The sequence below is a fragment of the Variovorax beijingensis genome (assembly GCF_003951285.1).
In the GTDB taxonomy this organism is placed as follows: Bacteria; Pseudomonadota; Gammaproteobacteria; order Burkholderiales; family Burkholderiaceae_C; genus Variovorax; species Variovorax beijingensis.
The window spans coordinates 104023-116427 of sequence record NZ_RXFQ01000018.1; the positions used below are offsets into that span (position 1 = coordinate 104023).

A 12405-nucleotide genomic window follows, 5' to 3' on the forward strand; every position below is an offset into this window, starting at 1 on the left:
GACGGCCTGGCGCACCTAAAGTGAGCGGCATGCAAAACACTTCGACTCCCATTGCCGCGGCCGGGGGCTATCCCCGGGCCGTGCTGTTCGACCTGCTCACTGCGCTGCTCGATTCGTGGACCGTCTGGAACGCGGCTGCGGGCTCCGAGCCGATGGGCCGCAGCTGGCGCGCCGAATACCTGCGGCTCACTTATGGCTGCGGCGCTTACGTGCCCTACGAAGACCTGGTGCGGCAGGCCGCGGCCACCGTGGGATTGCCTGCGAGCGCCCCGCAGTCGCTGGACGACCGATGGGGCGAGCTGCCCGCATGGAGCGGCGCCACCGAACTGCTGCGGGCGCTGCAGCCCCGCTGCAAGCTGGCCGTGGTGACCAATTGCTCGCGGCGCCTGGGCCAGCGTGCCGCCGAACGCCTGGGGATCGATTGGGACGTGGTCGTGACCTCCGAGGAGGCGGGCTTCTACAAGCCCGATCCCAGGCCCTACCGGCTGGCCCTGGAGCGGCTGGACGTGCAGCCGGGCGAGGCAGCCTTCGTTGCAGGATCAGGCTACGACATGTTCGGCACCGCGAGCGTCGGCCTGCGCACCTACTGGCACAACCGCGTCGGCCTCGCCCGGCCCGAAGGCGCGCCGCTGGCGGAGGTCGAGTCGCCCACGCTCGAAGGGGCACTGCCATGGCTGCGCACCTTCCGACCGGCCGCTTGCTGATTCAACCCACCACTCCAGGACCTGCCCATGATCCGCTTTCTTCGCCTGGCCGGCAGCCTTGCTGCCCTCAGTGCCGGCTTGCTGGCAACGCCCGGCGCCATCGCCCAGCCGTTTCCGACCCGCCCGGTCACCCTGGTCGTTCCTTTCCCGGCCGGCGGTCCCAGCGATGCGCTGGCCCGCGCCGTCGCGCAGAAGATGGCTGCGCCGCTGGGCCAGCCCGTCGTCATCGAGAACCTCGGCGGCGCCAATGGCGTCATCGGCCTGACGAAGGCCAGCAAGGCCGCCGCCGACGGCTACACCATCTCGTTCGGAGGCATCGGCACGCACGTGGCCAACCTCGCGCTGTACAAGAAGCTGGCCTATGACCCTGTCGCCGATTTCGCGCCCATCGGCCCCGCAGGCGCGGCACCGATGCTGCTGCTGGCCCGCGCCGACCTGCCGGCCAACGACCTGCGCGAGTTCGGCGCCTGGCTGGCGAAGCACAAGGACAAGGCCTCCTACGGCAGCGCGGGCGTGGGGTCGATCTCGCACTACGGCTGCGTGCTGTTGCTGTCTTCCCTCGGCCAGAACGCCACGCACGTGCCCTACAAGGGCGTCGCGCCGGCGATCAACGACCTGATGGGCGGGCAGACCGATTTCATGTGCGACCAGACCACCACCGCACTGCCGCAGATCGCCGGTGGGCGCATCAAGGCCATCGCCGTGCTGTCGGGCACGCGCCTCGCGCAGCTGCCCCGTGCAGCCACCGCGGCGGAAGGCGGCCATGCGCTGGACGTGCGTTCCTGGAATGCCTTCTTCGCCCCGCGCGGCACGCCGCAGCCCGTGCTCGCCAAGCTGACCGGCGCGCTGCAGCAGGCGGTCGCCGATCCGGCGCTGCGCAAGCAGATGGAAGGATTGGGCGTCGACTTGCCCGCACCCGCCGATGCAACGCCCGCGGCCGTCACCGCGCTCATCGCGCGGGGCATCCGCGACGACGTGCCGGCCCTCAAGGCCAAGGGCCAATACCTGGACTGATCCGAAATGAACAACATGCAGAACAACTCTCAAGATCTCGCCGGCATCGACACCCCCGCGGCCATCGTGTCGCTTCCGCGCATGCAACGGAACATCGCGCGCATGCAGCAGCAGGCCGACGCGCTGGGCGTGCGCTTTCGCCCGCACGTGAAGACCAGCAAATGCGCCGATGTGGTCGCCGCCCAGCTTGCCGCCGGCGCGGCGGGCATCACGGTGTCGACGCTGAAGGAGGCCGACCAGTTCTTCGCCCGCGGCGTGACCGACATCCTCTATGCCGTCGGCATGGCGCCGCACCGGCTCGCGCATGCGCTGGACCTGCGCCAGCGCGGCTGTGCGCTGCAGATCCTGACCGACAGCGTGGAGGGCGCGCGGGCCATCGCCGAATACGGCCGCGCGCACGGCCACGCTTTCGAGGTGCTCATCGAGATCGACACCGACGGCCACCGCTCCGGCATCAGGCCGGGCGAGGATCTGTTGCTCGAGGTCGGCCGCGCGCTGCACGAGGGCGGCATGCGCCTGGCCGGCGTGCTCACGCATGCGGGCTCCAGCTACGAACTGCACACGCCCGAGGCGCTGGCCGCCCTGGCCGAGCAGGAACGCGCCGGCTGCGTGCAGGCTGCGCAGCGCCTGCGCGCCGCGGGCCTGCCGTGCCCCATCGTGTCGGTAGGCTCCACCCCCACGGCGCTGGAAGCCGCGTCGCTGGAAGGCGTCACCGAACTGCGCGCCGGGGTCTATGTGTTCTTCGACCTGGTGATGCGCAACGTGGGCGTCTGCCGCACCGAGGACATCGCGCTGAGCGTGCTCACCACGGTCATCGGGCACCAGGCCGACAAGGGCTGGGCCATCGTCGATGCCGGCTGGATGGCCATGAGCCGCGACCGGGGTACGGGCAAGCAGCAGCGCGACTACGGCTATGGCCAGGTGTGCACCGTGGACGGGGTGCCGATCGAGGGCTACCTGCTGTCGGCTGCCAACCAGGAGCACGGCATCCTGTCGCGCGAGGGCACTGCGGACACGGACATCGCGGCGCGCTTCCCGGCCGGAACCCGGCTGCGGATCCTGCCCAACCATGCCTGCGCCACCGGCGCGCAGTTTCCCGCCTACCAGGCGCTGGCCGCGGACGGCACGGTGCAAACCTGGGAGCGTTTCCATGGCTGGTGAAAGCGCCGTCCCATCCAATCGCATGTCCGGTGCGGTCCATGTCGCAGTGCCCGCGCTGGCCAGGCCGGGCGGCCACTACAGCCATGCCGCCGTCGGCGGTGGCCTGGTGTTCATCGCCGGGCAACTGCCGATCACGCCGGACGGCGAGCGCCTGGCCGAAGCGGCGTTCGAGGTGCAGGTGGCGCAGACGCTGGCGAACGTGCAGGCTGCCTTGCTCGCGGCCGGTTCGGGCATCGACAAGCTGCTGCAGGTGAGGGTCTATCTCGACGACATCGCCAACTGGCCGGCCTTCGACAGGATCTATGCGCAGTGGGCCGGACCATCGCGTCCGACCAGGGCCGTCGTGCCGACCGGGCCGCTGCACTTCGGGTTCAAGGTCGAGGTGGAGGCGATAGCGCTTGGGTGAATGGGCGATTGCAGGGTGGAGGATTGGACGCTAGACTGACGTTAAAGTAAACCTTAACGGATACTGCAATATGCCATTGAGAGCATCGGACATTGTTCCCATCAGCGAAGCGCGCGCCCGGCTCACCGAACTGGCCGAAGACGTGGTCGGCAGCGGCTCAGAAAAGGTGCTGACCAAGAACGGCGCGAGCTACGTTGCCTTGGTCGATGCACGCCGGCTGGACTACTACCATGCCCTCGAGTCGGAGCACGCCAGCCTCGTGCTGGCCGAGGACGCCATCACCGGCCTGCGGCAGGCCTTGGCAGGCCAGTTCGTGTCTGACGAGGAACTGGACCGGGCACTCGGAGTCACATCGGCGCCGTGAGCATGCCCGTCAATGCAAGGGTTCGGGCGGTTCCGAACTTTCTGGTGTGCCTGAACGCTGCGCATAGTTTCATGGAGGCGCAGGACGCCGCTTCTGCGCCGGTGCGCTTCAAGAAATTGCAGGCGGAAGTGGTCAAAGCGCGGGCGCTTCTTTCGTTCGCGCCCACGAGCGGGCGACCTGCTCGATTCCTCGATGCCAAGTCGGGCTGGGGACAGTTTCAAGCTGAGCAAGCAAGGCAGATTGCGCAAGCACTTGGCTTGCCCGAGTTGCGGGAGCTGGTGCTGGCTCGTCACGTTGTGCCCTATGCCCATTCCGAAGGAGAAGTGGTGTTGCTTTCGCTAAGGCATGAGCGTCAGCTGGGCTACGGATTGCCCAAGCATCCCATCTGACGAGCGCTGAGGAAGGCCTGATCCCTCAAGGCGCGCTGCGTCGCAGGAACACATGCGTGGCGCGCTCGCCTGCCACCTGCCGTTCGCAGCGGTAGCCCAGCGCCGGCAGGTCCAGGCCTGCGAACAGCGCCTCGCCCTTGCCCAGCAGCACCGGACGCAAGGCCAGGTGCAGTTCGTCGATCAGGCCGGCCTTCAGGTATTCGCGCACGGTCGCCACACCGCCGCCCACGCGCACGTCGCGTGCACCTGCGGCGGCCTGTGCCATCGCGAGCGCTTCGTGGATGCCGCCGGTGACGAAGTGGAAGGTGGTGCCGCCGCGCATCGTCAGCGGCGCGCGGGCATGGTGGGTCAGCACGAAGACCGGCACGTGATATGGGGGCTCGTCGCCCCACCAGCCCTTCCAGCTTTCGTCGGGCCAGGGACCGCGCACCGGCCCGAACATGTTGCGCCCGAGAATCCAGGCACCCATCTCGGCAAAGCCTTGTTCGGCCATCTCGTTGTCGATGCCGGTCTCGCCGTTGGCCTCGCCGGTCTTTTGCATCTGCTGCCAGACGCGCGTGGGAATGAACCAGTCCATGAGTTCGGGACCGCGAACGCCCAGCGGGTGCTCCAGGCTCTGGTCCGGGCCGGCGGCGAAGCCGTCGAGCGAAACGCCGAAGCTGCGCACGAGCAATCGGGCCATGGAGTCGACTCCTGCAGGAAGAAGGGAGCTTCAGTTTAGCGTGGGCGGCGCTCCAACGAACCATCGCTCGAAGCAACGGGCATCGCGCAGAATTCGCGCATGAGCATCGAATACATCAGCGTTGAAGAAGCCATTGCCGGCACCGGCCTGCGCATGGTGGTTGTCGGCCACATTCCCAGCCCGTGGTCCGAGGCGGCCAAGGGCATCCTGCATGTGAAAGGCATCCCGTGGAAGGCGGTGCGCCTGGCCTACGACAGCCCGCAACTCAAGGAGTGGGCCGGCCAGCGCAACGCGCCCGTGGCCATCTACGACAACGAGGCGCCGCGCTCGGGCTGGGCGGACATCCTGCTGCTGTGCGAGCGACTCGCGCCGCAGCCGTCGCTCCTCCCGGCCGATGCCACCGACCGGGCGCTGATGTTCGGCCTGGCCCACGAGATCTGCGGCGAACAGGGGCTGGCCTGGTCGCGCCGCCTGCAACTGGTGCAGGCCGGCCTGGCAGGAGAGGGCGGTTTCGCTGCGCAGGCCGCGGCATACATCGGCAAGAAGTACGGTTTCAGCCCGCAGGCGGGCGCGAGTGCGCCCGCGCGCGTGGTGGCTGTGCTGAAGATGCTGGCGGCGCGGCTGAAGGCACAGCAGGCGGCCGGCAGCGACTACTACATCGGCAACAGCCTCACGGCCGTGGACATCTACAGCGCGACCGCGCTGGCGCTGATGCGTCCGTTGCCGCACGCCATCTGCGAGATGGACCCCGCCACGCGCCAGGCTTTCGAGTTCCGCGAGCCAGTGACCGACGCGGCGCTGGACGCTGTGCTGCTGCGGCACCGGGACCTGATGTACGAGCGCCACCTGGGGCTGCCGCTGTCGCTGTGACGGTCCCGCGGAGCCCCGCATCCGGCGGCGATGCCGGTGTTCAAAGTGATCGAAGCATTGAATGCAGTCACGACGCTCTTGTCCGCTCGTTCAGCGGCCGGCAAACCTCCAGCACCATCCCGCGCAGCCACCGGTGCGCGGGGTCCCGATCCAGGCGCGGATGCCACATCAGCGACACGGTGATCTGCTCCGTGGGCATCGGCAGCGGGAAAGAGCGCAGCGTGCCCCGTGTCCTCAGGTGTTCGAAGTAGGAGGACGGTATCAATGCAACCAGATCGGTCGCGGCCGCGATCGACAAGGCGGTGCTGAAGCTGGGCACCACGACCGCGGTGTTGCGCACCAGACCCATCGCTGCGAGCGCGTCGTCCACCGGCCCCACGGTCCGGCCGTGGCGTGAAGTGACCACGTGGCCGCAGGCCGCGTAGCGCTCGGCCGTGATCTCGGGTCCGGCGAGCAGGGGATGGCCCTCACGCACTACCGCAATGAAGCGGTCGCGATAGAGCGCCTGAACGCGGACCTCGGGGCCAGACTCGCCGAGAACGCCGACATCCAGATCGAGCAATCCCTCGCGCAGGGGGCGAACGTCCTTGTCGGGCTTGGGCGCGAAGCGCAGGCGAACGCCGGGCGCCTCGTGCGCGGCGCGGGCCACCAGCTGATGCGCGAAGGCCTCGATGAAGCCGTCGTTGGCCCGTATGGTGAATAGGTGCCGGAGCGTGCGGGGGTCCATGCTGGCACCGGCGGGATGAAGCACCGCGCGCGACTCCTGCACCAGCTCCCTGACGCGGTCGCGCAGTGCCAGCGCATGCGGCGTGAGCACCATCGCGCGGCCCGCGCGCACGAGGAGCTGGTCCCCGGTGGATTCCCGCAACCGCGCGAGCGCCCGGCTCATCGCCGACTCGCTCAGCCCCAGGCGCTCGGCAGCTTTTGCGACGCTGCTCTCGGAAAGAAGTGCGTTCAACGCAAACAGCAGGTTCAGGTCGGCTTCTGTCGGCATGCCCGAACCTAGCACGGCTGCGAGGATTTAGACAGGCGCCGCATGCAGGAACAAGCTGCGCGCCACGCGCTGTGCAAGCCGTGCATGCAGTCCTAAGCTGGACTCATGTCGACATCCACGCTTCAACCGGACAACTCTTCTTCCGCCGCTTCTCGCACCGCCGAAGCCCGAGAGGTGAACGACGCGGACGCGGTGCACGACGCCGACGGCCTGCCGTTGCCGCGGCGTGGCCTGGCCGTCGCCGCGATCCTGGGCGCGGGCGTGCTGGTGGTGCTCGATGGCGCCATCGCCAACATCGCGCTGCCAGGCATTGCCCAGCAGTTGCAGGCGACACCCGCCGATGCCGTCTGGATCATCACCGCCTACCAACTGGCCGTGGTCATGTTCCTGTTGCCGGCTTCTGCAGTCGGCGAGAGCTTCGGGTATCGACGGGTCTTCGCTGGCGGCGTCGCGCTGTTCACCGCGGCGTCGGTGCTGTGCGCGTTGGCGCCATCGCTGCCATGGCTCGTGGCCGCAAGGTGCCTTCAGGGCCTGGGCAGTGCGGCCGTGATGCCGCTTGGGCTGGCGTTGTTGCGCTTCACTTATCCGCGTCGGCTGCTGGCGCGCTCGATTGCGTGGAATGCACTCGCCGTCGCAGCCGCTTCAGCGTCGGGACCCACCCTTGGTGCTTTCATACTTTCTGCGGCGAGTTGGCCATGGCTCTTTGCGGTGAACCTGCCGATCGGCCTTCTCGTGCTCGTTGCCTGCGCGGCGTTGCCGAGCCCGGCGTGCTCGGTGCGCCGCATCGATGCCCGCAGCATTGCGCTCAACGCGGTCATGTTCGCTTCCTTCGTGCTGGGGAGTGGCCGGCTGGTGGCGCGTCCGTTGTACGGTGGCGCATTGCTCGCACTGTCGGCCGTTTGCATGGTCCTGCTGGTGAGGCGCGAAATGCCAAAGGCGGCGCCGTTGGTCCCGCTCGACCTGCTGCGCGTGCATTCCTTTCGGATCTCGATCATTGCCTCCGTGTGCTGCTTCACCGGCCAGATGGCCAGCCTTGTGGCGCTGCCGTTCTACATCCAGCACGAACTCGGCCAGAGCGCGGCGACGGCCGGCCTCTTGATGACCCCCTGGCCCTTGGCGGTGATGCTGGCCGCGCCGCTGTCGGCGCGACTGGCCCAACGCGTGCCCGGCACCTGGCTGTGCGCGGCCGGCAGTGCGTGTTTCGCGAGCGGTCTGGCCCTGTGTGCCCTGTGGCCGCTGCACGGCAACCCGGCCGCGCCCATTGCCGTGTTCACGGGCCTCGCAGGCCTGGGCTTCGGCTTCTTCCAGACACCGAACAACCAGAACATGCTGCTCTCGGCACCCAAGGAACGCAGCGGTGCGGCCGGTGGCGCACAAGGCACTGCCCGGCTCGCGGGGCTGACGCTTGGCAGCCTGTTGATGAGCTTGATGTTCGAGCTGCTGCCGTCCCACAGCGCAGTGCACTGGGGCCTGGCGATGGCAGCTCTGGCTGCGTTGGCCGGGAGCGTGGCGAGTTTGCTCAGGAGCTCAGCGAGGCCTCGTGCCACGTGATTGGTATCGGCAAGCGGGGGGCTCTTTGGGCCCCCGCCTTGTTGACGCGAACGACTGCATCTTGAGGTGCACGGGTGTCTGCAGCGGGCCTGAAGCCCCGGGGATTGCAACCGGCTACAGTCGCCCAGAACCGGCCGCTCGGCAGCCAAGTGCCAGGCACTCGATAGCAGTCGTCCACACCCCGGAAATCGACATGCAACTTAGAGCTAAATCCTTTGGCCAACGGCAGCCAGTCCATTGGGGGTCTGACCTCGCCAGCTTGAACTTCAACGAAGCCGGCCTGTTCATTCGGGTCGCTTGCCATATGGCCGGTGACAACGTGCAAGGCTTCGATGTCGTCTTCCGTCACGCGTCGGCATTTCGCCTTCTCGACGAACTCGATCTCGCTCGGTACTGGACTTCGGCGCACTTCCCGCGCGGTTTTCACGTCCTCGAGGTGGAAGAAGGTGGATGGCTGGACGAGGAGTCTCGGTTGCAGGGATATGTGAACCCGCGCAGGGAATGGCTTATCGTCACCGGGAATGCATGCGTCAGTGTCTTTTGCTCCGTGGACCCTCAGATCGAGGACGTTTCATGGAGGCGAGGTATCGAAGACGCGCCAGATGACTGACGAGCAGGTGATGCTCCGAGGGGCATGCCCGCCGACTGAGCGAGTCCATGCAATGTTGAAAGTCGAGGGGTGATGGCATGAGATATGACATGGTGAAGGTCGAAGAACTGATTCTGGCGTTGCTCGGCGTCTTCGAGTTCGAGAACGGACGCGTATGGAAGCGATATGACTTCGCAATCATGGACGAGCTCCACGAAAAAGGCCTCATCACCAAGGCCCACGGCAGGCAAGAATCGGTTTACCTCACGGACGAGGGAATGCGCCGTGCCAAGGAGCTCGCGGCCAAACACTTCGGAACCTGACCTCAGGGGATCGACAATGCAAGCGCCCGGCGCGCCTGTTCGATCCGGGCGCGTGTCACGCAGCCGGCAGCATGGTCATTGATCAGCCCCACGGCCTGCATGAAGGCATACACAGTGGTGGGCCCGACAAACTTCCAGCCCTGTTTCTTCAGGTTCTTGGACAACGCCTGCGAGAACGCCGACGCAGAAGCGGTTTGCGGCTCTGCGAGCTGCGCAGGGTTCGGCTCATGGCGCCAGAAGTAAGACGCCAACGATCCCTCGCGCTGCACCATCACCTCGGCCATGCGCGCATTGTGAATCACGGCCTCGATCTTGCCGCGATGGCGCACGATGCCGCTGTCGCCGAGCAATCGCTCGACGTCGCGTTCGCCCAAGCGCGCGACGCGCCGGTAGTCGAAGCCCAGGAAGGCTTTCCGGAAGTTCTCTCGCTTGACCAGGATGGTGCGCCAGCTCAGGCCCGACTGGAAGCCTTCCAGGCACAGCTTCTCGAAGAGGCGGTGGTCATCCGTGACCGGGAAGCCCCATTCAGTATCGTGATAGTGGAGAAACTCGGGAGCGGCGGCGCACCAGCGACACCGCGGCTGTCCATCGGGCCCGAGGAGAGTCGGGCCCATTTCAGGTGCGTTCCACCAGGAACTGCAGGCGTTCGTCGACCCTGCCGGGCGCTATCTCCACGATCTCGGCCTTGACCACGTCCTGCGCCACGAAGGGATCCAGCGCCACGCGATTCTCCAGCGCCTCGCGGGTGGTGTTGTGTGCCAGGACGGTGCCGCCCTGATTGCCCGAGAGGCTGCCTGTCAGGAGGAAGATGCCATCTTCGAATCCCTGCTCGATCCATCGCATGTGCTCTGCTATGTGGCGTGATGCCTGGCCCTTGCTGCTCGAGAACTTGAGGAACACACAGAACATGAATGACCTTTCCTGAAAAGATGGCTAGCGCGAACGCCCGGAGGCCGTTGTCTTCACGGGCACGCAGGACTCGACCCAGGCACTCATGAGCGCCACCTCCTGCTGCACGAATTTCTTGTCGCGCAGAGACTGCGCGAGTACCGCCGCTCCCTGGCTGCGCGCCAGGAGATGCAGGGCGAGCGCGTCCGCTTCCTTGCCTCGGCCCATTTGGCGGAACTGCCCTCGCAGCCATACGCGAAAGAGGTCCAGGATGGCGTTGGCCTCGCCTTGCCCCGGGTGCCCGAGCTTGGCCAGCTCCGTGCAAAGGGTGCCGACCGGACAGCCGTGGCGCATGATCTTGGCTTGATTGCGGATCAGCAGGGTGATGAACAGGCGGATGCGCTCCTGCGGACTGTCGCCCTCGCTCTCCCACTGCGTCAACATCCCTCGCGTGCGCTCCATTCGCTCGGCCACGACCGCCGTGAGGATCTCGTCCTTCGTCTTGAAGTGATAGTAGAAATTGCCGCGCGAGATCTTCACGGCATCCGCGATGTCCGCGAAGGACGTGTGCTCGAACCCGCGCTCGTAGAACAGGGCGTCGGCGGCTTGAACGATGCTGTCGCGGGTAGGCAAGGCTTGAGTAGGACAGTTGACCTAAAGAAGGTGCAAACTGTAGGACGTGTGTCCTAGATTGTCAATCAGGATCACTTCGGCTCGCCGGCAAAGCCACCGCGAGCTCGCTCATGGACCTCATGCGCGCGCGGCAGGTGCCTGGGGACGCCTGATGAAGTCGAGCATCAGCGCGGCGGCCTCGGCCGCATGGGTTTCGAGCAGCAGGTGGCCTGCGTCCAGGACATGGGCTTCCATCCTGGGCAGCGCACGCATCCAGGACAGGACCTCGGCAAGGTCGAAATAGGTATCGTGCCTTCCCCACACCATGAGGGCAGGGGGCTGCCAGCGCTCGAGGTACTTGGCGATGGCGCCAAAGCGGGCGGCATAGTTCCCATAGTCCGCGATCAGCGCCCGCTGAGTGTCCATATGGCCCGGCAGGTTCATCACCCGCCAATCCTCTTTCCAGTGTTCAGCAGGGATGCGCCTGGCCACTTCCGGTGGGACGCCGGCGATGTAAGTGTCGCGGGTGCCGTCAAGGGTCAGGTGCGCGGTAGCCGCCCCCTGGTTTTCTGAGGTGGGCTGCGACCAGTAGGCCTGCGTTGCGGCCCATCCCGGTCCCCACCCCGTTCGATGCGCGTTGGCGTTCTGCACGATGAGGCCCAGGACTTTCTCTGGCGCCTGCATCGCGATCTGCAGGCCCACGGGCGCTCCCCAATCATGCAGATAGATAAAACGCGGCCCGATCTTGAACGAGTCCAGCAGTTCGGAGATCGCCTGGCCGATGGCGGGAAACGAGGGGGCCGGCAGCGGGTCGGACTCGCCGTGGCCGGGCAGATCCGGAGCGATCACGAAAGCGGCCTGAGACAGCGCGGGCATGACCGCCCGAAACAGGCGGGCCGAGTTCGGGGTTCCGTGCAGCAGCAGCAGGGCGGGCCTGGACGCCTCGCCCGCGGTGGTGAACGACAACTCGGTGCCGCCGGACAGACGAAGTCGTTCTGTTTTCATGCCATCGCCCGCCCTGCTCGGGAGGAGCTTTCGTTCCAAGGTGCATGACTTCTTGGGTCCCATGCCTGAATCCTGGCGTGAAGAAATCCGGGCCATGTCAGCGCAGGTCGCTACCGTGTGTCCCCGGATTGCCGAGGCGCGGAATCCCTCCGGCACCGGTTCGAGAACGGCAGGCATGCCTTGACCTTGATGTCCACTTCGGGCTGCGTTCCTGCAGTCACAAAAACGGCCAAAGCCGTACCAGCCAATCGACGCCTTCATCGGGCAGGTCGACCCGTTCGGCTATAACATCGATTTCCGAAGTGCCGTCCAGGCGAAGGAGTTCTTGATGAGTTTGGATTTCCCTTTCGGCCGCATGGCACTCGCCTTCTGCGCCAGTTCGCTCTTCGCCGTGACTTCCGTGCTCGCCGGTGAGGTCGCCAGCCAGGCGGCCAACGAGAGTCTCGTCATCCAAAAATTGGCTGCTCGCACCGGACCGGAGAGCGTTGTCGTGGAGAGCGCAGGGCCCTATGGCGTCGACACGGAAAGCGTCAGGCGCCATCTTGCCAATACCTTGGCAGCGGATTCGGCGCTGACGCCTCTGCCGCGCAACAACGAGCGGTACAGCTTCGATGGGAAGCTTCGCACCTATGTCGTGCCGGTGCGTCCGGCCATCGACAACCCCATCAACAGCTATTCGCCCTACGACAGCAGTTCGTTCCGCCGAGACGCCGTGGCCGCGGATGCGTCGAATCTCGGCTTGCTTCAGGCGGTGTTCAAGCGCCTCGCTGCGGATTGAACGAAGCGCCGGCAACGGCGCATCACCCACCCCGCGCCGCGGCGAGAAGCCGCGAGTCGGAGGTATCAATCGCGC

At 66.5% G+C, this 12405-nt stretch carries 17 protein-coding genes; 11 read left to right on the plus strand and 6 right to left on the minus strand.

Translation table 11 applies throughout. The features are described 5' to 3' along the window. Positions 1-29: 29 nt before the first annotated feature. From EJO66_RS25665 to EJO66_RS25690, 6 genes are all read left to right on the plus strand, one after another. Complete coding sequence (locus EJO66_RS25665; protein WP_125966494.1) at positions 30-704, plus strand: HAD family hydrolase; 675 nt, start codon at positions 30-32, stop codon at positions 702-704. 27 nt (positions 705-731) lie between these two features. After that, positions 732-1718, plus strand: coding sequence for a tripartite tricarboxylate transporter substrate-binding protein (locus tag EJO66_RS25670; protein WP_125966495.1), 987 nt, complete (start codon positions 732-734; stop codon positions 1716-1718). Between the two features lie 6 nt (positions 1719-1724). Next, a complete protein-coding gene (locus tag EJO66_RS25675; protein WP_125966496.1) occupies positions 1725-2879 on the plus strand; it encodes a DSD1 family PLP-dependent enzyme in 1155 nt (384 codons plus the stop codon). Further along, on the plus strand, positions 2869-3285 hold the full coding sequence (locus EJO66_RS25680; protein WP_125966497.1) for a RidA family protein: 417 nt from the start codon (positions 2869-2871) through the stop codon (positions 3283-3285). The genes EJO66_RS25675 and EJO66_RS25680 overlap by 11 nt, the downstream gene beginning before the upstream one ends. 70 nt (positions 3286-3355) lie before the next feature. Further along, positions 3356-3649 (plus strand): type II toxin-antitoxin system Phd/YefM family antitoxin, encoded by a 294-nt coding sequence (locus EJO66_RS25685; protein WP_125966498.1) that lies wholly within the window; start codon positions 3356-3358, stop codon positions 3647-3649. Next, on the plus strand, positions 3646-4038 hold the full coding sequence (locus tag EJO66_RS25690; protein WP_125966499.1) for a hypothetical protein: 393 nt from the start codon (positions 3646-3648) through the stop codon (positions 4036-4038). Before EJO66_RS25685 ends, EJO66_RS25690 begins: the two co-directional genes overlap by 4 nt. Before the next feature lie 25 nt (positions 4039-4063). Here the strand turns inward: EJO66_RS25690 and EJO66_RS25695 are convergent, their stop codons facing one another. Continuing rightward, a complete protein-coding gene (locus EJO66_RS25695) occupies positions 4064-4720 on the minus strand; it encodes a dihydrofolate reductase family protein (protein ID WP_125966500.1) in 657 nt (218 codons plus the stop codon). A 99-nt stretch (positions 4721-4819) separates the two neighbouring features. On the opposite strand from EJO66_RS25695, the gene EJO66_RS25700 reads away from it, so the two are divergent. After that, positions 4820-5590 carry a glutathione S-transferase family protein gene (locus tag EJO66_RS25700; RefSeq protein ID WP_124961997.1) on the plus strand — a complete coding sequence of 257 codons (771 nt, stop codon included), beginning with the start codon at positions 4820-4822 and terminating at the stop codon, positions 5588-5590. 67 nt (positions 5591-5657) lie between these two features. Here the strand turns inward: EJO66_RS25700 and EJO66_RS25705 are convergent, their stop codons facing one another. Next, positions 5658-6584: a LysR family transcriptional regulator gene (locus EJO66_RS25705; RefSeq protein WP_125966501.1), complete on the minus strand. Its 927-nt coding sequence runs from the start codon at positions 6582-6584 to the stop codon at positions 5658-5660. Positions 6585-6689: 105 nt separating this feature from the next. Here EJO66_RS25705 and EJO66_RS25710 point away from each other — a divergent pair, with 105 nt between their 5' ends. From EJO66_RS25710 to EJO66_RS25720, 3 genes are all read left to right on the plus strand, one after another. Further along, complete coding sequence (locus tag EJO66_RS25710) at positions 6690-8135, plus strand: MFS transporter (protein ID WP_125966502.1); 1446 nt, start codon at positions 6690-6692, stop codon at positions 8133-8135. Positions 8136-8394: 259 nt separating this feature from the next. Beyond that, complete coding sequence (locus EJO66_RS25715) at positions 8395-8745, plus strand: hypothetical protein (protein WP_125966503.1); 351 nt, start codon at positions 8395-8397, stop codon at positions 8743-8745. A gap of 89 nt (positions 8746-8834) precedes the next feature. After that, positions 8835-9047: a DUF6429 family protein gene (locus EJO66_RS25720; RefSeq protein WP_223262492.1), complete on the plus strand. Its 213-nt coding sequence runs from the start codon at positions 8835-8837 to the stop codon at positions 9045-9047. A gap of 2 nt (positions 9048-9049) precedes the next feature. Here the strand turns inward: EJO66_RS25720 and EJO66_RS25725 are convergent, their stop codons facing one another. From EJO66_RS25725 to EJO66_RS25740, 4 genes are all read right to left on the minus strand, one after another. Beyond that, a complete protein-coding gene (locus tag EJO66_RS25725; protein ID WP_125966504.1) occupies positions 9050-9661 on the minus strand; it encodes a DNA-3-methyladenine glycosylase I in 612 nt (203 codons plus the stop codon). A gap of 1 nt (position 9662) precedes the next feature. Then, the gene (locus tag EJO66_RS25730) at positions 9663-9956 is read right to left on the minus strand and encodes a YciI family protein (protein WP_125966505.1); all 294 of its coding nucleotides are present in this window, start codon (positions 9954-9956) and stop codon (positions 9663-9665) included. A gap of 24 nt (positions 9957-9980) precedes the next feature. Further along, on the minus strand, positions 9981-10568 hold the full coding sequence (locus tag EJO66_RS25735) for a TetR/AcrR family transcriptional regulator (RefSeq protein ID WP_124961992.1): 588 nt from the start codon (positions 10566-10568) through the stop codon (positions 9981-9983). Positions 10569-10685: 117 nt separating this feature from the next. Then, entirely contained in the window at positions 10686-11552 is an 867-nt protein-coding gene (locus tag EJO66_RS25740; RefSeq protein ID WP_125966506.1) for an alpha/beta fold hydrolase, read from the minus strand. 328 nt (positions 11553-11880) lie between these two features. Here EJO66_RS25740 and EJO66_RS25745 point away from each other — a divergent pair, with 328 nt between their 5' ends. Next, positions 11881-12330 carry a hypothetical protein gene (locus tag EJO66_RS25745; RefSeq protein WP_124961990.1) on the plus strand — a complete coding sequence of 150 codons (450 nt, stop codon included), beginning with the start codon at positions 11881-11883 and terminating at the stop codon, positions 12328-12330. The last annotated feature ends 75 nt before the right edge of the window (positions 12331-12405 follow it).